Genomic DNA, 24504 nt, shown 5'->3' on the forward strand with positions numbered 1-24504 from the left:
AGCAAGTTTTTCTCTGGTGCGCTTTATTGGGGGCGGCGTGCCGCCATTTTGCGTTTGAGTTGGGGAATCACCAACGCCACCGTCACCAGCAAAGCCGTGACCAAATTCAGGTCTTGGGCCTTGAGACCGATGAAATCGCTGTTGAGGGCCAGTGCAATAAAGAAACGGTACACAATCGCACCAATCACCACAGCCAATGTGGCCAGCACCAGCTTGCGAGACGGCAAAATGCTCTCGCCCACAATCACTGCGGCCAAGCCAATGACAATGGTGCCAATACCCATCGAAATATCGGAGCCGCCTTGGGTTTGGGCAAACAGCGCCCCCGCCAACCCAACCAAGCCATTAGACACCGCCATGCCCAACAACACCATACCGCCGGTATTAATGCCTTGGGCACGCGCCATGCGCGCATTGGAACCGGTAGCCCGAATTGCCAAACCGCGCTCGGTGGCAAAGAACCAATCCATCGCCAACTTGGTGGCCAGCACCACCACCGCCAAAATCAACGGACGGGCCACATAGTCACTCATACCATCGGGTTGCAGCAGGGTCAGTAGGGTCGGGTCGTTGATCAGTGGCACGTTGGGGCCCCCCATGATGCGCAGATTGATCGAATACAACGCAATCATCATCAAAATGCTGGCCAGCAGATCCATGATCTTGAGCTTGACATTGAGCCAGCCAGTGATCAGCCCAGCTACCGCACCAGCAGCCATTGCTGCCACGGTAGCCAGATAAGGGTTGGTGCCTGACGCAATCAACACAGCACAGACAGCACCACCCAACGGAAAACTACCATCCACCGTCAGGTCAGGAAAGCGCAGCAGGCGGAACGAGATAAACACGCCCAGCGCCACCAGGCTAAAGATGAGGCCGATTTCAACGGCGCCAAGCAGGGAAAAAAGGGACATGGTGCAACGGCAAGGAAGCAAAAAACAAAGCAGGAGCCAGACAGTGCATGGCTCCTGCGCAGCAGTGGGGACTGCCTGTGCAGCCCCCGAATAAAAGGGTGTACTTTACTTCACCACTTGGGCGGCTGACTTGACCAACGCGTCAGACAGCTTCACGCCCTGCTTTTCGGCGGCACCGGGGTTGACGAAAAGCTCCATCTTGGTGCTCACTTCGGGCTTGAGGTCTCCGGGCTTTTCGCCCTTGAGCACACGCACCACCATGCGGCCTGTTTGCTCGCCCAAATCTCGGTAGTTGATACCAAAGGCCGCCACCGCACCACGCTTGACGCTATCGGTATCGGCAGCCACCAGAGGCAACTTGGCCTCTTGACCCACCTTGACCAAGGCCTCGTAGGCCGAAACCACATTGTTGTCTGTGCTGGTATAGATCACATCGACCTTACCAATCAAGCTGCGGGCTGCGCTACCCACATCCACCGAGCGTGGGGCCACTGCTTCAACCAGCGTCATGCCCAACTTGGGCAACAGCGCCTGCAATTGCTTGACCACCACCACCGAGTTGGCCTCGCCAGGGTTGTAGACCATACCAACACGCTTGGCACCAGGCACGACCTGCTGTACCAAATCCATCTGCTTGTCCAACGCCAACAGATCCGACACCCCTGTCACATTGGTTTTGGATGGCTCCCAGCTACCCACCAACTTGGCTGCCACTGGATCAGTGACGGCAGAAAACACCACTGGCACAGTCTTGGTAGCAGCCACGACCGCTTGGGCCGATGGGGTAGCAATGGCTACGATGGCATCGGGCTGGTCGCCAACAAACTTGCGCGCAATCTGCGCAGCCGTGCCAGTGTTGCCTTGGGCACTCTGGTATTGCCACTTCAGGTTTTTACCGGCTTCAAATCCAGCCTCTTTCAGTGCCGCCTGCACACCATCGCGCACGGCATCAAGGGCCGGGTGCTCAACAATGGCCGTCACGGCCACCGATTTTTGCTGTGCGCTGGCGGGAGCCACCGCTGCTACGGCCAATGCAATGGCGCCCAAGGTCATCCAAGGCAATTTTTTCATCCAATATCTCCAAGATCAAAAGGGTCTGCACCACAGACCCGGACAGCGCAAGGCGCCACAATGGTTCACATGCCGGAGTAATTCGGGCCGCCGCCACCTTCGGGCGTGACCCAGACGATATTTTGCGTTGGATCTTTGATGTCACAGGTCTTGCAATGCACACAATTTTGCGCATTGATCTGCAAACGTTTGCCGCCACCACCTTCGTTATCCACAAACTCATATACCCCGGCGGGGCAATAACGCTGCTCTGGCCCCGCAAATCGGGTCAGATTGACGTTGACCGGCACGCTGGCATCCTTGAGGGTCAGATGGGCAGGCTGGTTTTCAGCATGGTTGGTGTTGCTGATAAACACGCTGGACAGACGATCAAAGGTCAGTTTGCCATCGGGCTTGGGATACTCAATGGGCGTACACTCTGATGCAGGCTTGAGGTAAGCATGGTCGGGCTTGTCACGGTGCAATGTCCAAGGCACATTGCCCTTGAGCACAAACTGCTCCAACCCATTCATCACCGTGCCAACCGTCAGCCCCTTCTTGAACCACGCCTTGAAATTGCGTGCCTTGTTCAGTTCCGTATGCAGCCAACTGTTCTCAAAGGCACGGGGGTAGGCGCTCAACTCATCATGCTGGCGGCCTGCCACCAAGGCGTCATAGATGGCCTCAGCAGCCAGCATGCCGGTTTTGATGGCGGCATGGCTGCCCTTGATGCGGCTCACGTTCAAATAACCAGCATCGCAACCCACCAAGGCGCCACCAGGAAACACCGTCTTGGGTAGCGAGAGCAAACCACCCGCCGTGATGGCACGGGCGCCATAACTGATGCGCTTGGCTGGTTTGATGCCCTTTTCGGCATCACCCTCTAGGTAGTAGCGAATATTGGCGTGCGTCTTCCAGCGTTGGAACTCTTCAAAGGGGCTCAGATACGGATTGCTGTAGTCCAGCCCGGTGATAAAGCCCAGCGTGACTTTGTTGTCTTCCATGTGGTAGAGGAACGAGCCACCGTAAGTGTCACTGTCCATCGGCCAACCCGCCGTATGCATGACAAAGCCCGGTTGATGGCGCTGGGGATCGATCTCCCACAGCTCTTTGATGCCAATACCATAAGTCTGTGGATCACGACCTGCATCCAAGTGGAACTTGGCGATCACCTGCTTGCCCAAATGGCCCCGTGCACCTTCAGCAAAGATGGTGTACTTGGCATGCAACTCCATGCCCAACTGGAAGTCTCCCGTAGGCTCGCCTTCCTTGCTGATGCCCATATTGCCTGTGGCCACGCCCTTGACCGACCCATCATCGTTGTAAAGCACCTCGGCAGCCGCAAAGCCCGGGAAGATTTCTACACCCAAGTTCTCTGCCTGTTGGCCCAGCCAGCGCGTCACATTACCCAAGCTGACGATGTAGTTGCCGTGGTTCTGAAAACACTGCGGCAGCAAAAAATCGGGCGTGCGAAAAGACGACTTCTCGCCCAAAAAGATCATGGCATCTTCAGTGACCGGCTGGTTCAGCGGTGCGCCCAGCTCTTTCCAATTGGGAAACAGTTCGGTCAGCGCCTTGGGGTCCATGATGGCGCCCGACAGAATGTGTGCGCCTGGTTCGGAGCCTTTTTCCAACACCACCACAGAGACGTCTTGGCCCTTGTCTGCGGCCAGCTGTTTCAGTCGGATAGCGGTGGACAGACCCGCCGGCCCGCCCCCCACCACAACCACGTCGTACTCCATCGCCTCGCGGGGGCCGTACTGGGCCAAGATTTCTTCATTGTTCATCGGGATGTCTCGCTCAATAGTGGGATTGCAAAAGTCGGGGCGCCTGACGCTCTTGCGACAGATGTTGATTGACGTAAACGTAAGGCGAATGAAAGATTTTATGCGGCACTTTACTGTCACTAAGCTGGACAGTCGTTTCTTTTTTGGGGGGTAGCAGCAGGCTCTGACCCCCATCGCCCCCCCATGCCCCGCTTCTTCTGTGCTTTCTATATTTACTTTTGCGTATATGAGAAGCACAAAACAATTGTTTGCTTTTATATGCAAGGCTACTACATTCGCCGCCATGCATGATTTCGCATTTGTTTTTGCTGGATTTGCCGTAGGGCTGATTGTGGGCCTAACCGGTGTGGGTGGTGGCTCGCTCATGACACCCATCCTGATCTTTTTCTTCGGTATCAAGCCGCACATGGCTGTCGGCACCGATTTGCTGTTTGCCGCTTTTACCAAAATGGGGGGCACCGTCAGTTTGGCCCGCCAACGCTTGGTACCCTGGCGCGTAGTCGGCATGTTGTGCGCTGGCAGTATCCCTGCTGCTTTGGCCTCGCTGTGGCTGTTGCATTATCTGGGGCCAGCCAGTGCCAAAGCCCAGCACATCATGACCACCACGTTGGGTATAGCTCTGTTGCTGACCGCTGCAGCCACCCTTTACAAGGTCATCGCCTTTTCACACACCAAACAAACCACCGACCATGCCAAGCGACTGGCTAATCCCGAACTGGCTACGCAGCCACGCCACTGGAGTTTGCCAATACTGCTAGGGGCTGTGATTGGCACCTTGGTCACATTTACCTCCGTGGGCGCAGGGGCAGTGGGCGTAACGGTGTTGCTGCTGGTCTATCCGCTGCTGCCTTTGCCACGGATCATTGGTGCCGATATTGCCTACGCCGTGCCCCTGACACTGGTCGCCGGGTTGGGCCATGCCTCTCTCGGCTCGGTCGATTGGCCCTTGCTGGCCCTCTTGCTGGCTGGCTCACTGCCGGGCATCTGGCTCGGCTCTCGTCTCGTCTCCCACGCTCCAGAGCGGTTGATCCGCTCGGCGCTTTCCGTGTTGCTCGCTTGGGCGGGCGCCAAACTGGTTTTGATCTGAAGCACCATGTACCAATACACCGACTTTGACCGACAGTTCGTCCGCCTGCGCGCCGACCAATTTCGCGACCAGCTAGACCGCTGGCAAGCTGGCAAACTGAGCGAAGACGATTTCCGCCCACTGCGCCTGCAAAATGGCTGGTATGTGCAACGCTACGCCCCCATGCTGCGCGTGGCCGTGCCTTATGGCGAGATTGCCAGCCGCCAGTTGCGTGTGCTAGCCACCATTGCCCGCGACTACGATGCCCCTGAAGCCACCGTATTCCAAGAGGCCATGACCGGCCAAGGCAAGCTGGGCACCACCTTCTTGCCCACCCACTGCGCCCACTTCACCACCCGCACCAATGTGCAGTTCAATTGGATTCCGCTGTCCAAAGCTGCCGACGTCATGGACTTACTCGCCAGTGTCGATCTGCACGGCATCCAAACCAGCGGCAACTGCATCCGCAACACCACCACCGATGCGCTGGCCGGTATTGCCGTTGATGAAGTGGTCGATCCACGCCCCTATGCCGAAATCATCCGCCAGTGGACGACTTTGCACCCCGAATTTGCCTTTTTGCCACGCAAATTCAAAATTGCCATCACTGGTGCCACAGAAGACCGTGCCGCCAGCGCCTGGCACGACGTTGGCCTGCAATTAGTGAAAAACGCGGCGGGCGAAATCGGCTTTAAGGTATCGGTAGGCGGTGGCATGGGTCGCACCCCTGTCATTAGCAGCGTGATCCGCGAGTTCTTGCCCTGGAACCAGATCATGAACTACATCGAAGCCATTGTGCGCGTATACAACGAGCAAGGCCGCCGCGACAACAAATACAAGGCCCGCATCAAAATTTTGGTCAAGGCCGAAGGCCAAAGCTACTTTGACGCCGTGGAAGAAGAATTCCGCCAAATCGTAGAGATCGACGGCGGCCCACACACCATTCCACAAGCTGAACTCGACCGTGTGGCCGCCTGCTTTGTGCCGCCCGTGTTGGCCGATGTGCCCGCTATCGACCCTGCGACATTGACGCAGCAATTGCAAACCCAGGCCACCCAACAGCCCGCCTTTGGCCGCTGGTTGGCGCGCAATGTCCATGCACACCAAAACCCACAGCTGCGCGCCGTCACCTTGTCGTTCAAGCGCCTAGGCCAAGCCCCCGGCGATGCCACCGCCGACCAACTCGATGCCTTGGCCGCACTGGTGGATAAATACTCGGCAGGCGAAGCCCGTGTGACGCACGACCAAAACGTGCTGCTGCCTTGGGTACATGGCAGCCAACTGTTTGCTTTGTGGCAAGAAGCCAAAGCCTTGGGGCTGGCCAGTGCCAACGTACAACTGCTCACCGACATGATTGCCTGCCCCGGTGGCGACTTCTGCGCCTTGGCCAATGCACGCAGCTTGCCCATTGCCGAAGCCATCACACAACGCTACCAAGATTTGGACGAGCTGGACGACATCGGTGAGATTGACCTGCACATCAGCGGCTGCATTAACTCGTGCGGCCACCACCACAGCGGCCATATCGGCATCTTGGGGGTCGATAAGGATGGCAAAGAGTGGTATCAAATTACTTTGGGCGGCTCCGATGGCTCGCGCCTGTCTGGTGCTGCGGTGGCCGGTAAAGTGATTGGCCCCTCGTTCTCAGCCGCCGAAGTGCCCGATGTGATTGAAGCTGTGCTCACCACCTACCGCGACCAGCGCCAGCCGCGTGAGCCTTTCGTCGATACCGTGCGTCGCATCGGCTTGGATGCCTTCAAGCAGGCTGCCAATGCCGTGCGTATCCCGGTGGCTGCCTAAAAAATACAGTGGATGATCGCCCCATGAACTTTCAGATTCTTGCTTCTGCCAGCCACACCCCGCCCACCGAAGGCGACACCAGCGCCGTGGCTCTGCCCAACGATGCGGACGCCTTGACTGTGTCACTCGACGGCGTGACGCGTATCGACTTGCACTTTCCCAACTTCACCGATGGCCGTGCCTTTAGCCAAGCCTACCTGTTGCGCCGCCGCCGGGGTTTTACGGGCGACATCCGCGCCACCGGCGATGTGCTGATTGACCAATTGGTACAAATGCAGCGCACCGGCTTTAGCTCTGCCGTGCTGAAAGCAGGGGTCGATGCCGCCGACGCACAGCGCCAGTTTGAGCGTTTCCAAGGCTTCTACCAAGCCGATGCGGTACAAACCAAACCCATTTTTGCCTTGGAGCCATGATGAGCAGCAGCAGTTTGCTTTCACGCGGTGCGCCCACCAAAGCCACCAGCATCCATGCCCGTCCCAGTGCCGACTTTGCTGCCAAGCTAGAGCAAACCCGCGCCTTGCTGCGCCAAGCGGCTGCCTTGGGTGCGCCCGGTGCGGTCACGCAAGCCTCCAGCCTGGGTGCGGAAGATGTGGTCATTACCCACCTCATCAACGCACTGGCATTGGATATTCCCGTCTTCGTGCTAGAAACCGGCGCACTGCACACTGAAACGCTGGCGCTATTGGAGCGCACACAAGCCCACTCCCGCGCTCCCATCGTCGTCTATCGCCCCGAGTTCGATGCCGTCATCCAATTCATCCGGCGAAACGGCCAAGATGCCATGTACAAAAGCATCGAGTTGCGCAAAGCCTGTTGCCACATCCGCAAGATGGAACCCTTGGCCCGCGCCTTGGCCGGCAAGCAAGGCTGGATTACTGGCCTGCGGCGCGAACAATCCAATGCCCGTGCCGACGTGCCCCAGATTGACACCGCCGAAGTCGCCAACAAGGGCTTGACCAAATTCAACCCGCTGGCCGACTGGACACTGGGCGATGTTTGGCACTACATCGCCGAAAATGGCGTGGACTACAACCCGCTGCACGACCAGTTCTTTCCCAGCATTGGCTGTGCCCCCTGCACCCGTGCCATTGCCTTGGGTGAAGACTTTCGCGCTGGCCGCTGGTGGTGGGAAGACGAAGCCGCCAAAGAATGCGGCCTGCACGTCAAGAATTGATTGGAACAAGCAACATGAATGCCCGTATCGACACCTCTGCACTAAGCCATCTCAGCAACCACCACCTTGATGCCTTGGAAGAAGAAACCATCTTCATCCTGCGCGAAGTGGCCGCCGCTTTTGAGCGCCCCACGCTGCTGTTTTCGGGTGGCAAAGACTCCTTGGTGATGCTGCGCTGCGCCGAAAAAGCCTTTGGTGCAGGCCGCATCCCCTACCCGCTGTTGATGATCGACACCGGCCACAACTTCCCCGAAGTCACCGATTTTCGCGATGCTCGCGCCAAAGAGCTGGGTGCTGAACTGATCGTGCGCAGCGTCGAAGACTCGATGGCCCGTGGCACCGTGCGTCTGGCCCACCCCGGCGAATCGCGCAACGTCCACCAATCGGTCACGCTGCTCGAAGCCATTGAAGAATTCCGCTTTGACGCCCTGATCGGCGGTGCCCGTCGGGACGAAGAAAAAGCCCGCGCCAAAGAGCGCATCTTTAGCCACCGCGACAGCTTCGGCCAATGGCAACCCAAGGCCCAACGTCCAGAATTGTGGACACTGTTCAACACCCGGCTGGCTCCGGGTGAGCATTTCCGTGTCTTCCCTATCAGCAATTGGACAGAGCTGGACGTCTGGCAATACATTGACCGCGAGAACATCGCCCTGCCCAGCATTTACTACACCCACCAACGCCAAGTGGTCGACCGCCGGGGCTTGTTGGTGCCCGTGACCGAACTCACCCCGCCCAAAGAAGGCGAAGAAGTGGTGGTGCGCGATGTGCGCTTTCGCACGGTGGGCGACATCACCTGCACTTGCCCCGTAGAAAGTCTGGCCGCCACGGCGGGTGAAATCGTCATCGAAACCTTGGCCGCTGATGTCAGCGAGCGCGGTGCTACACGCATGGACGACAAAACCAGTGATGCCTCGATGGAAAAGCGCAAGAAAGACGGATACTTCTGATGACCACCCCCGACAACACCCCTATTTCGGCCCTGCGTTTTATCACCTGTGGCAGTGTGGATGATGGCAAAAGCACCCTGATTGGCCGCCTGCTGGTCGATAGCAAAGCCGTGCTACAAGACCACTTGGCCGGTGTGCAGCGCCAAGGCGAAACAGACCTGGCCCTGCTCACCGATGGTCTGTCGGCCGAGCGCGAGCAAGGCATCACCATCGATGTGGCCTACCGCTACTTTGCCACCGAAGCGCGCAAATTCATCATTGGCGATGCCCCCGGCCACGAACAATACACACGCAACATGGTCACTGCCGCCAGCAGCGCCGATGCTGCGGTAGTGCTGGTCGATGCCACCAAACTCGATTGGCAAAATCCACAACTCACCCTGCTGCCACAGACCCGCCGCCACAGCCTGTTGGTGCATTTGCTGCGTGTGCATTCGCTGGTGTTTGCTGTCAACAAGCTCGATGCCGTGGCAGACCCGGCCTTGGCCTGGAAGCACATCAGCGCCGCACTAGATGCCTTCTCGGATGCCGCCGGCATTGACGTACACACCACCGTGCCCGTCTCGGCGCTCAAGGGCTGGAACGTGGTCGATGCCCAACCCGGCTGGTGCGGCTATACCGGCCCCACCCTGCTGGAAATTTTGGAGCAACTGCCCAATACCCCCACCGATGCCCACCTGCCACTGGCTTTTCCGGTGCAATGGGTCGAGAAGTTCCACGACTCTGCCATCACCACCCAAGGGCGGCGCGTCTTCTGGGGCCGGGTCGCTGCGGGCAACGTTGCCGCAGGCACCGAAGTGCAAATCTTCCCCAGCGGCCAAAAGGCCGTAGTGGCCCAAGTGATTGACCACGCCCGCCAACCCGGCAGCGTAGCCGCTGGCTTGAGTGCTGGTATCACGCTCGACCGCGAGGTGGATGTATCGCGTGGCGACTGGATTGTGGCTGCCCCCGTATCTGCTGCGGTGGCCGAAGACGACTTTGACACCCCCGCCGCCATCAGCCCGTGGCCAGGCCACAAAGAACTCTCCACCACCATCGCTTGGATGGACGATGAACCACTGGTGGCGGGCCGCACCTACTGGGCGCTGCACGGCCACCGTTGGGTCAAAGCCAAAGTGCGCCGCGTGGTGCACAAACTCAATATCAACACCTTGGCCGAAGAAGAGGCGACGCAGCTAGAGCCCAATGCCATCGGCCATGTGGAGCTGCTGCTGCAAGAAGCCCTGCCTGCTGCCCCGTTTACACAGGCACGCGTGTTAGGCTCGTTAATTCTGGTCGACACCGCCAGCCACAAGACCGCCGCAGCCGTGCTGGTGAATTAACCCGCATCCATTTGGTTGCACCACAGCCTCCCCACGCTGGGGAGGCTTTCTTGATCCATACCCAGTGAAAACTTCTAAAATCACAGGTTTTCACCGTTCCCACTCAAAAATCCCATGACCCACGTTGTTTCCGAAAACTGCATCAAGTGCAAATACACCGATTGCGTGGATGTGTGCCCGGTGGACTGCTTCGTTGAAGGCCCAAACATGTTGGTCATCAACCCAGACGAGTGCATCGACTGCGCTGTCTGCGTGCCCGAGTGCCCCGCTAATGCGATCTTTGCCGAAGAAGACTTGCCTCCAGCCGAGTTGGCCTTCATCAAAATCAATGCCGACCTGACCAACGCCTCCGGCTGGAAAGCCATCACCAAGCGCAAGGCAGCCCTGCCCGATGCTGATGCCTGGAATGGTCAGCCCGGCAAAATCAAGGATCTGGTGCGTTAAGCGCAGATCTGTTTGTTGCTCCCCGAGTCTTGCCGTGCCAGCATCTCACCACACTATTGACACCGATGCCGTCGTGGTGGGTGCTGGGCCTGTGGGTCTCTTCCAGGTTTTCCAGTTGGGTCTGCAAGGCTTGCAAACCCATGTGATCGATGCATTGCCCGCCTTGGGAGGGCAATGCGCACAACTCTATGGTGACAAGGCCATCTACGATATTCCGGCACTGTCTGCATGCAGCGGCCATGAGTTAGTGCAAAAACTGGCCCAGCAATGCGCCCCCTTTGCCCCCCAGTGGCACTTGGGCGAACTGGTCAACAGCATTTCCCGACAAGCAGATGGTCGCCTAGAAGTCACCACCGCACAAGGCACACGGTTGCTCACACGCACTGTGTTCATTGCAGCAGGGGTTGGTGCTTTCATGCCACGCCCTCTCAAGTTGGCCGGGCTGGACGACTTCTTGGGCCAACAGGTGTTCTACGAACTCCACGATGCAGACATGCTGGCCGGTCAGCATGTGGTCATTCACGGTGGTGGCGATTCAGCCATCGCCCAAGTGCTGGAATGTGCCAGCCTACCACCCGCACAACGGCCCACCAGCATCACGCTGCTCCATCGGCGCAATACCTTTGAAGCTCCAGCAGACATGTTGGCCCAATTCGAAGAACTGCGTGCCCAAGGATTGATTCAGGTGGCCGTAGGCCAAGCAACTGGCATCCAAACCCATGCAGGCAAGCTCGCCGCCCTAACCTTGCTGGCCCCCGATGGCAGCACACAGGCACTGGTGCTCGATATTCTGTTAGTGAAGCTAGGATTATTGCCACGTTTGGGGCCGGTGACCGAATGGGGGCTCACGCTAGAGCGCAAACAGCTGGAAGTGGACACCGCCACCTTTGCAACCAACAGCCCTGGCATTTACGCCGTTGGTGATATCGTTACCTACCCTGGTAAACGCAAACTGCTGGTCTGTGGTTTCCATGAGGCAACATTGGCCGCATTTGCAGCCATAGAATATCTGACAGGCCAAACCACACCGCTGGAATACACCAGCAGCAGCACGCGATTGCAACAACGCCTAGGCATTTACGCCACCCACAGCCAGAATCACAGCAACTTTCCAGCAGCATTGCCATAGAAGCCGCCTAGAATTCGCGCACCTTTTGTTTCTAAATGTTTAGTGCGCATGCACCTGTCCGTCAACGAAACCACCATGCCCCGATTGCACCTGATCGGGACGCTCAGCTTGCTCCTTGTGGTCACGCTGATGATGGCGGGTTTCTTTTCCTGGCAAAGCGTTCAAGACCATCGTGCCTCGCTGGATCGCATTGCCAAAGTCATTCACGAGCAGCAGCAAGCACGTTTGACCAGCGAAATGCGCTCCGCAGTGGACTATCTGGAGTTTGTGCGCCAGCGTACCGAAAGCGTCTTGCGCCAAAGCGCCGTAGAACAGGTCGACACTGCCATGCAGATGGTCGAGGCCATTCATGCCCAAGAATCCAAACACCGACCTGCGGCAGAAGTACAACAATTAATCCGCGAAACCCTGCGCCCAGCTCGCTTCTTTGAAGGCCGGGGTTATTTCTTTATTGATGACCTCGAAGGCCGCTTCATCCTATTGCCTACCGCCCCCCAATACGAGGGCAAAGGAGGCATAGACAACCGGGACGACACCGGACATTACATCATGCGCGGCCTGATCGAAGCGGCCCGCAAACCCAGGGGAGAAGGGTTTTCACGCTACCGTTGGTACCGCCCTGATGCGCCCCAAACCATGGCTGAGAAAATCGCCTACGTGCGCCTGTTCGAGCCCTATCAGTGGCTGATTGGTACCGGGGATTATCTCTATGAATGGGAAGATCGCCAGAAAAAAGAAGCTATGCAGCGTCTACGGGCCTTTCGCTTCGGTGCCAGTGGCTCCATTGGCTTATTAGACCGCGATGGCCGCTCCCTGATCAGCCCCAACAATCCTGCACTGGAGGGGCTACACCCCCATCAGATGGCTACGAACGAGAGAAAGGCACTCGAAAAACTCTGGGCCACAGCCCAAGCAGGCGGCGGCATTGTGGAATACGACTGGCCACGCAAACGGGCCAATGGTCAAGAGCTAGGACGCAAAACAGCCCTTGTCAGTACCTATGCCCCTTGGGGCTGGGTGCTGGTCACCTCCATGTTCAATGACGAACTGGAATCGGCCTTACATGCCGAAATCTACGCCCACGAAGCAGGCAACGGCGAACACTACCTGCGTCTGGCCATAGTGCTGCTGGGGGTAACAGCACTGGGCATCATGGGCTCTTTCGTCTTCTCACACTGGTCTAAAAAACTGTTTTCTCGTTACCACCACGAGTTAGAACAAGCCCATGCCGACCTGCGCATTGCGGCCATTGCCTTCGAGTCCCAAGAAGGTATTTTTGTGACCAATGCGCAGGGCGTCATTTTGCGGGTCAACCATTCGTTTACAGATATCACTGGCTACAGCGCAGAAGAGGCGATTGGTCAAACGCCCTCCTTGCTCAAATCAGGCCGCCACGAAGCGGCGTTCTACCAACAGATGCAGCAAACCGTAACCACCACGGGTTGCTGGTATGGTGAAATCTGGAATCGGCGCAAAGATGGCACCGTGTTCCCAGAATGGCTCACCATCACTGCCGTCAAGACCGACCAAGGCGAAGTGACCCACTATGTCAGCACACTCACTGACATTACCCAGCGCAAGGCCGCCGAAGAAGAAATTCGCTACTTGGCCTATTACGATGCTCTGACCAAATTGCCCAATCGCCGACTACTGTTGGATCGGTTGCAACAGGCTTTGCTCACCAGCCGCCGTACCAGCCGCCAAGGCGCCTTGATGTTCATCGACCTGGATCACTTCAAGCTCATCAACGACACCCAGGGGCATGATAAAGGCGACATCCTTCTCCAAGAAGTAGCCCAACGCTTACTCAAGACAGTGCGTGCAGGCGACACCGTAGCCCGTCTTGGTGGCGATGAGTTCGTGGTGCTGCTGGAAGAGCTCAGTCCACAAATTGATGAAGCAGCCTCTCAGGCGGACGCCATTGCCCAGAAAATATTAGCCACCGTCAACCAAACCTACACCCTGGACGGCAACGAAATCAAAAGCTCATGCAGCATTGGGGTGGTGCTGTTTACCGACACCAAAGCCAGCGCTGAAGACCTGATGAAACATGCAGATCTGGCCATGTACCAAGCCAAAGAATCTGGGCGCCATGCTGCACGGTTCTTTGATCCAGAGATGCATGCAGCCGTCATCAAACGGGTTGCATTAGAAAAAGACCTGCGCACAGGTCTGCAACAAAGCCAACTCTTCCTGCTCTACCAAGCCCAAGTCAACAACCACGGACACATCGTGGGAGCAGAGGCTTTAGTGCGGTGGCAGCATCCACAGCATGGCATGGTGTCCCCTGCTGAATTCATTCCCCTTGCCGAAGACAGCGGCTTGATCCTGCCACTGGGTCAGTGGGTATTACAAGCTGCCTGCAAACAGCTGGCTTGTTGGGCGCAAGAACCGATGTATGCACACCTGACATTGGCCGTCAACGTGAGTGGACGACAGTTGCGCCAACCCGATTTTGTGCAGCAGGTGCTGAAAACTCTGGAAAATACCGGAGCGCCAGCAAAACAGCTCAAACTAGAGCTGACCGAAAGCCTATTGCTCGATAACCCACAAGATGCCATCACCAAAATGGTGGCCTTGAAGGCCCACGGCGTGGGCTTCTCACTGGATGATTTTGGTACCGGCTATTCCTCTCTGGCCTATCTGCGTCGCCTGCCATTGAGCCAACTAAAGATCGACAGCAGTTTCGTCCGCGATCTGGTCTCCGAACCACGCGCCGTGGCTATTGTGCGTACTATCGTTACCCTGGCAGACAGCTTGGGCTTGCAAGTGATTGCTGAAGGAGTAGAAACCCAAGAGCAACGAGACAGTTTGGCACGCAATGGCTGCCATGCCTACCAAGGTTACCTTTTTAGCCGCCCCGGCACAGTAGAAGAACTCTATCTTTGTGCCCCTGATACCAGCGCACACATAATGTAGCAAAGCCACGCGGTAAGGAAGTCTGGCGCAACCCCTTGCCGTCCCTCCAGCCATGTTGCCTGTTTGTCGCTTTTTTCTCGAAAGGAATTCGCCCTGTGTTTTCTTTGTCCCGCCGTCTTTCGCTGTCGCTGCTCGCTTGTGGCATGACTGCCTTTTCCATTGCCATGCCAGTGCAAGCACAGGCGCAGGAATTTGTCAGCGTCAAAGGTCACAATGCCAATGTGCGTGAACAACCCTCCACCAAGGCGGCTACTCTCTGGGAATTGAGCGATGGTTATCCCCTGCAAGTCATCCAACGCAAAGACGGCTGGGTGCAGGTCAAGGATTTCGAGGCCACGTTGGGGTGGATTTATGTGCCTCGTACCAGCAAAATACCCCATATGGTCATCACAGCCCGCGTGGCCAATTTGCGCGCTGGCCCCAGCCAACAGCACAAAGTAGTAGCCAAACTGGAAACACAGGAAATCGTCAAAACCCTGAAAAAATCCAGCGATTGGGTACAAGTAGAACGCAGCAACGGCCAAAAGGGCTGGATTGCGGGCAACTTGGCCTGGGGTTGGTAAAAAAGCTCAGGAACTCTGTACGCGTTGCGCCACTGGAGCATAGGCATGGTTCAGCGGCCCGTGCCCTTGTCCAGTGCATACTTGAGCACCTGCAGCAATGGCCCCCAGAATATAGCGGCGGGCCTGCCCCACTGCTTCAGGCAATGGGTGGCCCAAGGCCAAATATGCAGCCAACGCCGATGACAAAGTGCAGCCAGTGCCGTGGCTATTGCCAGTGGCAATGCGTGGCGACTGCCAACGTAGCACAGGGCCATCGGTCTGCGCCAGCAAGTCCACGACCGTATCCCCCACCAAATGCCCGCCCTTGAGCAAAACGGCCGATGCGCCCAAGCTCAGTAAGGAAGATGCGGCCATATCCAAGGTGTGCACGCCCTCAATGGCATACCCCAACAACAAGCTTGCCTCATCCAAATTGGGTGTGACCACCTGTGCCAACGGAAACAGCTCTTCCACCAATACCTGCACAGTCTCACCGGCCATCAAACGATCTCCGCTACTGGCCACCATCACTGGGTCTAAAACGACGTGGGGCAACTGATATGAGCGGATCGCCTCAGCCACCACCCGAACCACTTCGGGTGAATGCAACATACCAATCTTTACTGCATCTACACCGATGTCTTCCACCACAGCAGCAATCTGAGCCTGTAGTATCTCTGGAGGCACCCCATGAATCGCGCGCACTCCTTGGGTATTTTGCGCGGTGATGGCGGTGATAGCCGTCATACCATAACACCCCAAGGCGCTAAAAGTCTTGAGATCAGCCTGAATGCCCGCACCACCACCACTGTCCGAGCCAGCAATGGACAATACCCGCACATAACGATGGCATGTGTCAGAAGTCACAGCAGAAATTGACATGGAAAAGTTCCAGAAAAACCAGCCATCCGCACCTACTTGCGATGGCCCAAGCTCAATTGTGGCGTATGCGCCAAGTCAAGTCTGACACCATCGGCGTGTGATGTAATCTTGCCAGGACGAAACAGGGGTGTCTGCCCAATCGGCGCGGACTGAGAAACACCCTGGGGCTCAACCGCCCCGTAACCCGATCCAGGTCATGCTGGCGTGGGGAGTTTTCGGTACCGGCACATGCCCGTTTTGTCCCTGGATTCTCCACCAACGGACAAACCGATGATCTCTCCATCCTCTTCTTTTGCCATTCTGGGCGCTGGCCTGATGGGCCGCCTATTGGCAGTTACGCTGGCCCAGCGCGGTCATAGTGTCACCCTGTACGATGCACAAGATGCCAGTGGTCAAGGCAGTGCCGCTCGCGTGGCAGCTGCCATGCTGGCGCCACTGGCAGAATCCGCCATCACAGAGCCGGGTGTAGTGCGCATGGGTGAACATGCACTGGTACGCTGGCCGCAATTGTTGGCTGGATTGCAGCAACCCGTATTCTTTCAACAAAACGGAACGTTGATTGTCTGGCACCGCCAAGATGCTCCCGAAGCTGCCCGCCTGCGCCGCCTCTTCGAAACCACCAGCCGAACAGTACCGAGTTTGCCCGCTATGGAAGCACTCGACAGTTCCCGCATGACAGACATCGAACCAGCCTTAGCCCAGCGTTTCCACCAAGGTCTGTATCTTCCTGGAGAAGGGCAACTTGACAACCGCCAGCTGCTGGCAGCACTGGAGCAAGAAATGGCCTTGCTGCATATCACCTGCCATTGGAATACGCCCAAAACTATCGCCGACTTCCACCCCGGCCGCCCTGGAGAGCCAGACTGGTTGCTAGATTGTCGCGGCTTGGGCGCACAAGCACAATGGCCCGCCCTGCGCGGTGTGCGTGGCGAAGTGGTGCGGATTCATGCGCCCGATGTCACCTTACAGCGCCCCACACGATTGGTGCATCCCCGCTACCCCATTTATATTGCCCCCAAACAGGATCATCTTTTTGTCATCGGCGCCACCGAGATCGAATCCGACGACATGTCCCCTGCCAGTGTACGCTCAGCCTTAGAACTAATGAGTGCGGCTTATGCCGTACACCCCGGCTTTGCCGAAGCACGGATTCTCGAAATTGCCACACAATGCCGACCGACACTGCCTGACAACCTGCCCGCTGTACGACAAACCGCACCACACACACTAGAAATCAATGGCCTATATCGACATGGCTTCATGATCTCTCCAGCGTTGCTGGATGTGGTGCTAGAGCTACTCACCACAGGCCAATCGGCTTTGGCTTCTCGTTTTGATCTGCGTGTTGAGTTGCTGCCAAACAGCCTCTAATTACACGGTGCCCCATGAATCTGACCATCAACCAGCAAGCTCACCAATTACCTGACGATGCCACTGTCGTCGATGCCATCGCTGCTATTGGTGCCCGGCCACCTTTTGCCGTAGCAGTCAATACAGTGTTCATTCCCAAAACCCACTATGCCCAACAGCAGCTGCACACTGGCGACCGGGTGGAAATTATCTCCCCCATCACAGGAGGCTAACACCATGCACAACCATCCCTCCTCTAACGATCCTTTGGTGCTGTATGGCGAGGTGTTTCACAGTCGCCTCTTACTGGGCACATCGCGCTATCCCTCTCCCAGCGTACTAGAAGCCTCCGTACAACGCGCACGCCCGGCAATGGTGACAGCCTCCCTGCGGCGTCAAGGCAGTAACCCCGCAGAAAACGGCCAGCGTTTTTGGGAATTGCTACGTCAGTTACAAGTGCCCGTATTGCCCAACACGGCCGGATGCCATAGCGTGCAAGAGGCCATCACCACAGCACAGATGGCGCGTGAAGTATTTGAAACGCCGTGGATTAAGCTAGAACTGATTGGTGATGACTACACGCTTCAACCCGACACCCTCAACTTGGTCAGTACGGCAGAACACCTGATCCGTGATGGATTTCGGGTGCTGCCCTACTGCACCGAGGATTTGGTGCTCTGTCAGCGTTTGGTGGATGTAGGCTGCCAAGCTGTCATGCCTTGGGCCGCCCCCATTGGTACGGGACGTGGCCCTGTCAATCCTTACGCCCTACAGGTACTGCGAGAACGTCTGCATGTACCACTCTTGGTCGATGCCGGTCTGGGCTTACCATCTCACGCATGCCAAGTGATGGAGTGGGGCTACGATGGCGTGTTGCTCAACACGGCTGTAGCCTTAGCACAAGACCCGGTATCTATGGCCGGTGCTTTTGCTGATGCCGTAGAGGCAGGACGGGCTGCCCACCGCGCTGGAGCCATGCAAGCCCAAAATACCGCCCAACCCAGTACCCCAGTGCTGGGTACTCCGTTTTGGCACCACGATACGCCATGAACCAGAACCAAATCGACACCTTGGCGCAAGACATCGTGCGCCTACACAGCCACACTTTTGCACCTTGCACACCGCAAGCTGTACCCGTCAGCACAGACCCCGCCCCCATCTACCAAGCTGCCCTACGGGCTTGTAGTGCATTAGGATTCATCGCTACAGATGCCCAATGTCTGGCACGGGCTTGGCAGGCACAAACCGAACGCACTGGCAGCCTTGATCTCACACACTGGCCTGATACCGTAGAAGATTTTGGCCTACAAACCTCACCCACTGTGCCTGATTTTGCCCCTTGCCCACCCGCCTTGGGACTCTATGCAGTGCTGCCAGATGCCGCATGGGTAGGCCGGATGGCCCGGGCAGGTGTACCTACCGTACAGTTACGCTACAAGTCCACCGATACAGCCGCCATTTCTGCTGAAGTGCATGCAGCCGTAGAAGCAGTCAGGGGCACCAATGCACGTTTGTTTATCAATGACCATTGGCAAGCAGCATTGGCTGCGGGTGCCTATGGCCTTCATCTAGGCCAAGAAGACTTGGATGCCATGCAACCAGAGAATCTGGCGCAAATCCGTCGTTCTGGACTGCGTCTGGGGGTCAGCACCCATGGTTACGCAGAGATGGTGCGCGCCCATGCCATAGGGCCAAGCTATATTGCTTTGGGTGCGGTATTTCCCACCACACTCAAACGCATGACAACAGCACCACAAGGACTAGCCCGACTCGCCGCCTATGCACGCCTGATGCGACATTACCCATTGGTGGCGATTGGCGGCATTGGGTTAGAACAGTTCCCAGCAATCCGTGCCACAGGGGTAGGGTCTATTGCTGTGGTCAGGGCATTGGTCAACGCACCTGACCCAGAAGCCGCCGCAGCAGCACTGTTACAGGCGATGACCTAAGCCACCGCCCTCCCTACACCTTAACGGGGGGCAGGTTGGTCTGCAGGCGGCGTCACCGCATGGTTGCGACCGTTGACAGCAGGCAACAGGCTTTTTTCAACCAATGTTTTGTTGATTTCAATACCCTGACGATAGTAGTCTTCACTGACCACAGGATCAGGTGTCTTGATAGCCAACCACAGCGTATAAAACCCTGCCAAGATCACAATGGCAGGCCCAGCAAGAATCAACCAAACATAGCCAAACTTCCACCAAGGAGGTGCCACCAAGTCTGGTTTATTGGAAAGGGTTGTCATAAATTTATCCTCAAAACTGGTATTAACGAGGCACCAAGAACACAGATTTCTCTGTCAGTTGAGCATCAGCACCTATTGCCTGAATATCAAAATAAAACGGATGTGAGCCTGAAGGCATAGAACCATATGGAATTTGCAGTCGCACTGGAACCCAGCGCGACTGGGCAGCCTCAATCTCTACCTCAGCGTCAGAAGCGACCTCTAAGCCATCCAAACCACGGGCAGAAATACGATACCGTTGGGTTGCTTCTGTTGCATTCATAATCTGCAACCGATAGATATTTTCTAGCTTGCCACCAGCCACAATCCGAGACAAAGCTGCACGATCACGCACCACATCGACCTTCAGTGGTGTACGCATTACCAAGCTGATCAGCATAGCCATACACAACGAAAGCAAAATAGCGGTATACACCAAAACCCGTGGCCGGAATATGCGCCGTATGATTTCTGACTGCCCCCAGCCTTGGGCCACACCGTTTTGCGTGGAGAACCGTACCAAACCACGGGCATAACCCATTTTGTCCATTACAGTATTGCAAGCATCTACACACAGACCACAACCGATGCACTCGTACTGCAAACCATTACGAATATCAATTCCTACAGGGCAAACCTGCACACACAGCGTGCAATCAATACAGTCCCCCAACCCTTTGGCTTTGTAATCAACGGTTTTATTGCGTGGCCCCCGCTGTTCACCACGAGCTGCGTCATAAGTAACGATCAGTGTGTCCTTATCAAACATAGCACTCTGGAAGCGTGCATAAGGACACATATATTTGCAGACTTGCTCACGCAAGAAACCGGCATTGCCATAAGTAGCAAAACCATAAAATCCTACCCAGAATATCTGCCAAGACCCCTGCAAGGCCATCAGCTCTGCACCCAGCTCACGGATAGGAACAAAATAACCTACAAAAGTAAATCCTGTCCAAGCAGCAATAGCTACCCACAAGAATTGTTTGAGCGATTTTTTCCAGATTTTTTCGAATGTCCAACCACTGTTGTCCAAACGAACCCGCGCACTGCGATCACCCTCTACTTTATGTTCTATCCACATAAAGATTTCGGTATACACCGTTTGTGGACAAGAAAAACCACACCACAAACGCCCTGCCACTGCGGTAAACAAAAATAGAGACAAGGCTGAGATAATCAATAATCCAGTAAGATAAATAAAATCTTGTGGATAGAGAACTAAGCCAAAAATATAGAACCGTCGTGCCCCCAAGTCGAACAGCACCATCTGGCGCTGCCCCCACTCGACCCACGGCAACCCATAAAAAACAAGCTGGGTCAGGAAAACCATGACCCAGCGCCAATTTGCAAACAAACCACTGATAGAACGTGGATATATCTTTTTATGTGCCGCGTACAAAGAAACAGTTTCTTGATCGGAATTTGATTCTGCTGCTACAGGCTTGATCGGAATGATCTTTGGCTGCTTTCCGTCAGAAGGTTGCATGGTGCAATATCTCAAAAATCACTGGCACTCACAGCGGGTGGTGCCCTTTGGGCACCACCAAGGCTAACGAAATTAGCGGGCAGCACCCGGCTTATTCGATAGACCCCAGACATAAGCGGTCAGTACGCTCAGCTGCGCTTCCGTCAATTTACCAGTGCCAGCTTGCGCAGGCATTTGGTTGACCTTGCCATTATTGATCATTGCAGTAATGGCTGCCTCACCCCAACCATGAAGCCAGATGTCATCAGTCAAGTTGGGAGCACCCACAGCCTGCATACCTTTGCCATCAGAACCATGGCAAGCAGCACAAGCCACAAACTTGGACTTACCCAGCGATGCACGCAAAGAATCGTGCGGGCTGCCAGACAAGCTCAGAACATAGTGGGCCAAGTTGCGTACATCTTCTGGGGTACCCACTGCAGCAGCCATTGGAGGCATGTTGCCAATGCGGCCCTTATGCAGAGTTTCGCTGATCTTCTCAGGGGTGCCGCCATGCAGCCAATCACCGTCTGTCAGGTTGGGAAAGCTCTTGCTACCGCGTGCATCCGAACCGTGGCACTGGGCGCAATTGTTCAGGAACAAACGCTCACCAATAGCCATAGCCTGAGGATCGGCAGCCATCTGCTCTGGAGGCATGGAGGCAAAACGGGCATAGAGAGGCTCCAGCTCCGTATTGGCAGTAGCCACCTCCTTGTCGTAAGCACCATACTGGCTCCAGCCCGCCTTGCCTTGGTAACTGCCCAGACCAGGGTAAATGGCCAAATAACCAAGGGAGAAAATGACGGTCAAAACAAACATCCACACCCACCACCGTGGCATGGGGTTGTTCATTTCGCGCAGATCGCCATCCCAAACGTGGCCAGTGGTGTTGTCACTGCTGGAGGCAACCTTTTTGCGTGCGGTCATCCACAGCAGCAACAAGCAGCCAAAAATGCCGATGAGGGTAATTCCGGCGATAAAAACCGACCAGAAATTGCTAGTGAAGTCACTCATAGTGTGTTCTCGTTCTGGTGGTGTCAGTCTTGTAGAAAGGGCAGGTGCGCTGCTTCGTCAAACCGTGTCTGGTTCTTGCGGGCGTAAGCCCAAACCCAGATGCCGATGAACATAGCAAACGAAATCAGCGTAACCACAACGCGCATGGTGGTGATATCCATAGCCGATTCCTTTCTTACTTGAGCGTCAGGCCCAGAACTTGCAGGTAGGCAATCACCGCTTCCATCTCAGTTTTACCCTTGATTTCTTCTGGTGCAGCAGCAATCTGCTCATCGGTATAGGGAACGCCCACCTTACGCAGGGCCGTCATGTGCGACGCAATCGTTGTGGAATCGACCACATTTTTTTCCAACCAAGGATAAGCAGGCATGTTGGACTCAGGCACCACGTCACGTGGATTGTTCAAGTGAATACGATGCCATTCGTCGCTGTATTTGCCACCCACCCGGTGCAAATCTGGGCCAGTGCGCTTGCTACCCCATTGGAAAGGATGGTCATACACAAACTCACCGGCCACAGAATAGTGACCATAACGCAGCGTTTCTGCCCGGAAAGGACGAATCATCTGCGAGTGGCAGTTGTAGCAGCCTTCGCGCAGGTACACATCTCGTCCAGCCAATTGGAGGGAGGTGTAAGGTTGCAAGCCCTTCACAGGCTCGGTTGTCGACTTCTGGAAGAACAAAGGCACGATCTCTACCAAACCACCAAAGGCAATCACAATCACGATCAAAACGATCATGAGGAAGTTGTTGGTTTCGATAGTTTCGTGCGAGAAGCCAGTCGAGGGGCTATGGTTGTTATCAGACATGAAATAGCTCCTCGGGACTTAGGCGTGGGCCGGTTGGGCAGAAGGAATGGCCACAGTCACGGCGCGACCAGAAGTCACAGTCATGATCACATTCCAGAGCATCATGACCATACCTGTCAGGTACAGCACACCACCGGTGAAACGAATCACATAGAAGGGATAGGTAGCCTTAACACCTTCAACAAAGGTGTAAGTCAGGGTGCCGTCGGCATTGACTGCACGCCACATCAGACCTTGCATCACCCCGGCAATCCACATTGCAGCGATGTAGAGCACGATACCAATCGTAGCCAACCAGAAGTGAACTTCAATGGCCTTGACCGAGTGCATTTTGTCTTTACCAAACAGACGGGGCACCAAGTAGTACAAGGAACCCATTGTGATCATGCCAACCCAGCCCAAGGCACCTGCATGCACGTGACCTACAGTCCAGTCGGTATAGTGGCTCAGGGCATTGACGGTTTTGATGGCCATCATGGGGCCTTCAAACGTGGACATACCATAGAACGACAGCGAAACGATCAGGAAGCGCAAGATAGGATCATCACGCAGTTTGTGCCATGCACCCGACAGGGTCATGATGCCGTTGATCATGCCACCCCAGCTAGGAGCCAACAGAATCAGGGAGAACAACATCCCCACGGACTGTGTCCAGTCGGGCAATGCGGTGTAGTGCAAATGGTGAGGGCCAGCCCACATGTAGGTGAAGATCAGCGCCCAGAAGTGAACAATAGACAAGCGGTAGCTATAGACGGGACGACCTGCCTGCTTGGGAATGAAGTAGTACATCATGCCCAAGAAGCCAGCGGTCAGGAAAAAGCCCACAGCATTGTGGCCATACCACCATTGCACCATGGCATCTTGCACACCTGCGTAGGCAGAGTAGCTTTTCATCATGCCTGCGGGAATGGCAGCACTGTTGACAATGTGCAACACCGCCACGGCCAGAATAAAGGCACCGTAGAACCAGTTGGCGACATAGATGTGGCGCACTTTACGGATGCCCACGGTACCGAAGAAAACAATGGCGTAAGCCACCCAGACCAAGGCGATCAGGATGTCAATGGGCCATTCAAGTTCGGCATACTCTTTGCCTTGGGTATAACCCAGAGGCAAGCTGATGGCAGCAGCCAGAATGACCAATTGCCAGCCCCAGAAAGTAAACGAGGCCAGTGGGCCTGCAAACAGACGGACTTGGCAAGTACGCTGCACCACATAGTAGCTGGTAGCAAACAATGCACTGCCCCCAAAGGCGAAGATCACCGCGTTGGTGTGCAAAGGTCGCAAGCGTCCATACGTAAGCCACGGAATGCCAAAGTTGAGTTCGGGCCAAGCAAGCTGAGCGGCGATGATCACGCCAACCAGCATGCCAACCACCCCCCAGACTACAGCCATGATAGAAAACTGCCGCACTATTGTGTCGTTGTAGTGCGCAGCATCTGCGTTTTTCGGTATATCCATCGGGCACCTCTTGATTTCAGAGAAAGTATTAACCGGAGAAGGAGTAGTGTTTTTGACAGTCGTCAATTATCGCGAAGAATACGTTCACCCTCCTGTTCGATGTTCTCGAATTGTCCACGGTAAACAGCCCACCACAGCCCCAGCAGGATCATCAACACCAACACCACAGACAAAGGAATCAACAAATACAGGATGTCCATGGG

Annotated in this window: 25 protein-coding genes; 14 read left to right on the forward strand and 11 right to left on the reverse strand. The window is 55.9% G+C overall.

Going from position 1 to position 24504, the window contains the following annotated elements; genetic code table 11:
- Positions 1–23 precede the first annotated feature (23 nt).
- The 3 genes from ACFO6X_RS05880 to ACFO6X_RS05890 all read right to left on the reverse strand — a co-directional run bounded on the left by ACFO6X_RS05880 (position 24) and on the right by ACFO6X_RS05890 (position 3751).
- Entirely contained in the window at positions 24–914 is an 891-nt protein-coding gene (locus ACFO6X_RS05880; RefSeq protein WP_382431013.1) for an ABC transporter permease, read from the reverse strand.
- Between the two features lie 105 nt (positions 915–1019).
- A complete protein-coding gene (locus tag ACFO6X_RS05885; RefSeq protein ID WP_382431015.1) occupies positions 1020–1985 on the reverse strand; it encodes an ABC transporter substrate-binding protein in 966 nt (321 codons plus the stop codon).
- A gap of 65 nt (positions 1986–2050) precedes the next feature.
- Positions 2051–3751: an electron transfer flavoprotein-ubiquinone oxidoreductase gene (locus tag ACFO6X_RS05890; RefSeq protein WP_382431017.1), complete on the reverse strand. Its 1701-nt coding sequence runs from the start codon at positions 3749–3751 to the stop codon at positions 2051–2053.
- Positions 3752–4034: 283 nt separating this feature from the next.
- Here ACFO6X_RS05890 and ACFO6X_RS05895 point away from each other — a divergent pair, with 283 nt between their 5' ends.
- From ACFO6X_RS05895 to ACFO6X_RS05940, 10 genes are all read left to right on the forward strand, one after another.
- Entirely contained in the window at positions 4035–4838 is an 804-nt protein-coding gene (locus ACFO6X_RS05895; RefSeq protein ID WP_382431019.1) for a sulfite exporter TauE/SafE family protein, read from the forward strand.
- Between the two features lie 6 nt (positions 4839–4844).
- Positions 4845–6617 carry a nitrite/sulfite reductase gene (locus ACFO6X_RS05900; protein WP_382431021.1) on the forward strand — a complete coding sequence of 591 codons (1773 nt, stop codon included), beginning with the start codon at positions 4845–4847 and terminating at the stop codon, positions 6615–6617.
- A gap of 23 nt (positions 6618–6640) precedes the next feature.
- Positions 6641–7030 carry a DUF934 domain-containing protein gene (locus ACFO6X_RS05905; RefSeq protein ID WP_382431023.1) on the forward strand — a complete coding sequence of 130 codons (390 nt, stop codon included), beginning with the start codon at positions 6641–6643 and terminating at the stop codon, positions 7028–7030.
- Positions 7030–7791 (forward strand): phosphoadenylyl-sulfate reductase, encoded by a 762-nt coding sequence (locus tag ACFO6X_RS05910; protein ID WP_382431025.1) that lies wholly within the window; start codon positions 7030–7032, stop codon positions 7789–7791. Before ACFO6X_RS05905 ends, ACFO6X_RS05910 begins: the two co-directional genes overlap by 1 nt.
- Positions 7792–7805: 14 nt before the next feature.
- Positions 7806–8738, forward strand: a complete 933-nt coding sequence (gene cysD, locus ACFO6X_RS05915) for a sulfate adenylyltransferase subunit CysD (RefSeq protein ID WP_382431027.1) — start codon at positions 7806–7808, stop codon at positions 8736–8738.
- Positions 8738–10060: a sulfate adenylyltransferase subunit 1 gene (locus ACFO6X_RS05920; protein ID WP_382431029.1), complete on the forward strand. Its 1323-nt coding sequence runs from the start codon at positions 8738–8740 to the stop codon at positions 10058–10060. Before cysD ends, ACFO6X_RS05920 begins: the two co-directional genes overlap by 1 nt.
- A 114-nt stretch (positions 10061–10174) precedes the next feature.
- Complete coding sequence (gene fdxA, locus ACFO6X_RS05925; RefSeq protein ID WP_382431031.1) at positions 10175–10504, forward strand: ferredoxin FdxA; 330 nt, start codon at positions 10175–10177, stop codon at positions 10502–10504.
- A gap of 34 nt (positions 10505–10538) precedes the next feature.
- Complete coding sequence (locus ACFO6X_RS05930) at positions 10539–11633, forward strand: NAD(P)/FAD-dependent oxidoreductase (protein WP_382431033.1); 1095 nt, start codon at positions 10539–10541, stop codon at positions 11631–11633.
- Positions 11634–11681: 48 nt separating this feature from the next.
- Complete coding sequence (locus ACFO6X_RS05935) at positions 11682–14552, forward strand: bifunctional diguanylate cyclase/phosphodiesterase (RefSeq protein WP_382431035.1); 2871 nt, start codon at positions 11682–11684, stop codon at positions 14550–14552.
- Between the two features lie 143 nt (positions 14553–14695).
- Positions 14696–15115: an SH3 domain-containing protein gene (locus tag ACFO6X_RS05940; RefSeq protein ID WP_382431256.1), complete on the forward strand. Its 420-nt coding sequence runs from the start codon at positions 14696–14698 to the stop codon at positions 15113–15115.
- A gap of 6 nt (positions 15116–15121) precedes the next feature.
- Here ACFO6X_RS05940 and thiD read toward each other — a convergent pair whose 3' ends face one another.
- Positions 15122–15976, reverse strand: a complete 855-nt coding sequence (gene thiD, locus ACFO6X_RS05945) for a bifunctional hydroxymethylpyrimidine kinase/phosphomethylpyrimidine kinase (protein WP_382431037.1) — start codon at positions 15974–15976, stop codon at positions 15122–15124.
- 270 nt (positions 15977–16246) lie between these two features.
- Between thiD and ACFO6X_RS05950 the strand changes: the two genes are divergently transcribed.
- From ACFO6X_RS05950 to thiE, 4 genes are read left to right on the forward strand one after another with little or no spacing between them, the layout of a single operon-like run.
- Positions 16247–17347, forward strand: a complete 1101-nt coding sequence (locus ACFO6X_RS05950; protein WP_382431039.1) for an FAD-dependent oxidoreductase — start codon at positions 16247–16249, stop codon at positions 17345–17347.
- A gap of 14 nt (positions 17348–17361) precedes the next feature.
- The gene (gene thiS, locus ACFO6X_RS05955; RefSeq protein ID WP_382431041.1) at positions 17362–17559 is read left to right on the forward strand and encodes a sulfur carrier protein ThiS; all 198 of its coding nucleotides are present in this window, start codon (positions 17362–17364) and stop codon (positions 17557–17559) included.
- 4 nt (positions 17560–17563) lie between these two features.
- Positions 17564–18376 (forward strand): thiazole synthase, encoded by an 813-nt coding sequence (locus ACFO6X_RS05960; protein ID WP_382431043.1) that lies wholly within the window; start codon positions 17564–17566, stop codon positions 18374–18376.
- Positions 18373–19275, forward strand: a complete 903-nt coding sequence (gene thiE / locus ACFO6X_RS05965; RefSeq protein ID WP_382431045.1) for a thiamine phosphate synthase — start codon at positions 18373–18375, stop codon at positions 19273–19275. Before ACFO6X_RS05960 ends, thiE begins: the two co-directional genes overlap by 4 nt.
- Before the next feature lie 20 nt (positions 19276–19295).
- Here the strand turns inward: thiE and ACFO6X_RS05970 are convergent, their stop codons facing one another.
- The 7 genes from ACFO6X_RS05970 to ccoS form a co-directional block, all read right to left on the reverse strand.
- Complete coding sequence (locus ACFO6X_RS05970) at positions 19296–19571, reverse strand: FixH family protein (RefSeq protein WP_382431047.1); 276 nt, start codon at positions 19569–19571, stop codon at positions 19296–19298.
- Positions 19572–19593: 22 nt separating this feature from the next.
- On the reverse strand, positions 19594–21039 hold the full coding sequence (ccoG, locus tag ACFO6X_RS05975; RefSeq protein ID WP_382431049.1) for a cytochrome c oxidase accessory protein CcoG: 1446 nt from the start codon (positions 21037–21039) through the stop codon (positions 19594–19596).
- Positions 21040–21111: 72 nt separating this feature from the next.
- The gene (ccoP, locus tag ACFO6X_RS05980; protein ID WP_382431051.1) at positions 21112–22032 is read right to left on the reverse strand and encodes a cytochrome-c oxidase, cbb3-type subunit III; all 921 of its coding nucleotides are present in this window, start codon (positions 22030–22032) and stop codon (positions 21112–21114) included.
- A gap of 23 nt (positions 22033–22055) precedes the next feature.
- Positions 22056–22193, reverse strand: coding sequence for a cbb3-type cytochrome oxidase subunit 3 (locus tag ACFO6X_RS05985; protein WP_382431053.1), 138 nt, complete (start codon positions 22191–22193; stop codon positions 22056–22058).
- Positions 22194–22207: 14 nt separating this feature from the next.
- Positions 22208–22840 (reverse strand): cytochrome-c oxidase, cbb3-type subunit II, encoded by a 633-nt coding sequence (ccoO, locus tag ACFO6X_RS05990; RefSeq protein ID WP_382431055.1) that lies wholly within the window; start codon positions 22838–22840, stop codon positions 22208–22210.
- Between the two features lie 18 nt (positions 22841–22858).
- Entirely contained in the window at positions 22859–24301 is a 1443-nt protein-coding gene (ccoN, locus tag ACFO6X_RS05995) for a cytochrome-c oxidase, cbb3-type subunit I (protein ID WP_382431057.1), read from the reverse strand.
- Positions 24302–24363: 62 nt separating this feature from the next.
- Positions 24364–24501 carry a cbb3-type cytochrome oxidase assembly protein CcoS gene (ccoS, locus tag ACFO6X_RS06000; protein WP_300076935.1) on the reverse strand — a complete coding sequence of 46 codons (138 nt, stop codon included), beginning with the start codon at positions 24499–24501 and terminating at the stop codon, positions 24364–24366.
- Between the last annotated feature and the right edge of the window lie 3 nt (positions 24502–24504).

Origin of the sequence: Giesbergeria sinuosa (assembly GCF_042652905.1) — a bacterium.
Lineage (GTDB): Bacteria > Pseudomonadota > Gammaproteobacteria > Burkholderiales > Burkholderiaceae_C > Simplicispira > Simplicispira sinuosa.

Bases quoted from the DNA above. Each gene is read 5' to 3' on its own strand.
- ACFO6X_RS05880 (WP_382431013.1), bottom strand. From the start codon at position 914: ATGTCCCTTTTTTCCCTGCTTGGCGCCGTTGAAATCGGCCTCATCTTT.
- ACFO6X_RS05885 (WP_382431015.1), bottom strand. From the start codon at position 1,985: ATGAAAAAATTGCCTTGGATGACCTTGGGCGCCATTGCATTGGCCGTA.
- ACFO6X_RS05890 (WP_382431017.1), bottom strand. From the start codon at position 3,751: ATGAACAATGAAGAAATCTTGGCCCAGTACGGCCCCCGCGAGGCGATG.
- ACFO6X_RS05895 (WP_382431019.1), top strand. From the start codon at position 4,035: ATGCATGATTTCGCATTTGTTTTTGCTGGATTTGCCGTAGGGCTGATT.
- ACFO6X_RS05900 (WP_382431021.1), top strand. From the start codon at position 4,845: ATGTACCAATACACCGACTTTGACCGACAGTTCGTCCGCCTGCGCGCC.
- ACFO6X_RS05905 (WP_382431023.1), top strand. From the start codon at position 6,641: ATGAACTTTCAGATTCTTGCTTCTGCCAGCCACACCCCGCCCACCGAA.
- ACFO6X_RS05910 (WP_382431025.1), top strand. From the start codon at position 7,030: ATGAGCAGCAGCAGTTTGCTTTCACGCGGTGCGCCCACCAAAGCCACC.
- cysD (WP_382431027.1), top strand. From the start codon at position 7,806: ATGAATGCCCGTATCGACACCTCTGCACTAAGCCATCTCAGCAACCAC.
- ACFO6X_RS05920 (WP_382431029.1), top strand. From the start codon at position 8,738: ATGACCACCCCCGACAACACCCCTATTTCGGCCCTGCGTTTTATCACC.
- fdxA (WP_382431031.1), top strand. From the start codon at position 10,175: ATGACCCACGTTGTTTCCGAAAACTGCATCAAGTGCAAATACACCGAT.
- ACFO6X_RS05935 (WP_382431035.1), top strand. From the start codon at position 11,682: ATGCACCTGTCCGTCAACGAAACCACCATGCCCCGATTGCACCTGATC.
- ACFO6X_RS05940 (WP_382431256.1), top strand. From the start codon at position 14,696: ATGACTGCCTTTTCCATTGCCATGCCAGTGCAAGCACAGGCGCAGGAA.
- thiD (WP_382431037.1), bottom strand. From the start codon at position 15,976: ATGTCAATTTCTGCTGTGACTTCTGACACATGCCATCGTTATGTGCGG.
- ACFO6X_RS05950 (WP_382431039.1), top strand. From the start codon at position 16,247: ATGATCTCTCCATCCTCTTCTTTTGCCATTCTGGGCGCTGGCCTGATG.
- thiS (WP_382431041.1), top strand. From the start codon at position 17,362: ATGAATCTGACCATCAACCAGCAAGCTCACCAATTACCTGACGATGCC.
- ACFO6X_RS05960 (WP_382431043.1), top strand. From the start codon at position 17,564: ATGCACAACCATCCCTCCTCTAACGATCCTTTGGTGCTGTATGGCGAG.
- thiE (WP_382431045.1), top strand. From the start codon at position 18,373: ATGAACCAGAACCAAATCGACACCTTGGCGCAAGACATCGTGCGCCTA.
- ACFO6X_RS05970 (WP_382431047.1), bottom strand. From the start codon at position 19,571: ATGACAACCCTTTCCAATAAACCAGACTTGGTGGCACCTCCTTGGTGG.
- ccoG (WP_382431049.1), bottom strand. From the start codon at position 21,039: ATGCAACCTTCTGACGGAAAGCAGCCAAAGATCATTCCGATCAAGCCT.
- ccoP (WP_382431051.1), bottom strand. From the start codon at position 22,032: ATGAGTGACTTCACTAGCAATTTCTGGTCGGTTTTTATCGCCGGAATT.
- ACFO6X_RS05985 (WP_382431053.1), bottom strand. From the start codon at position 22,193: ATGGATATCACCACCATGCGCGTTGTGGTTACGCTGATTTCGTTTGCT.
- ccoO (WP_382431055.1), bottom strand. From the start codon at position 22,840: ATGTCTGATAACAACCATAGCCCCTCGACTGGCTTCTCGCACGAAACT.
- ccoN (WP_382431057.1), bottom strand. From the start codon at position 24,301: ATGGATATACCGAAAAACGCAGATGCTGCGCACTACAACGACACAATA.
- ccoS (WP_300076935.1), bottom strand. From the start codon at position 24,501: ATGGACATCCTGTATTTGTTGATTCCTTTGTCTGTGGTGTTGGTGTTG.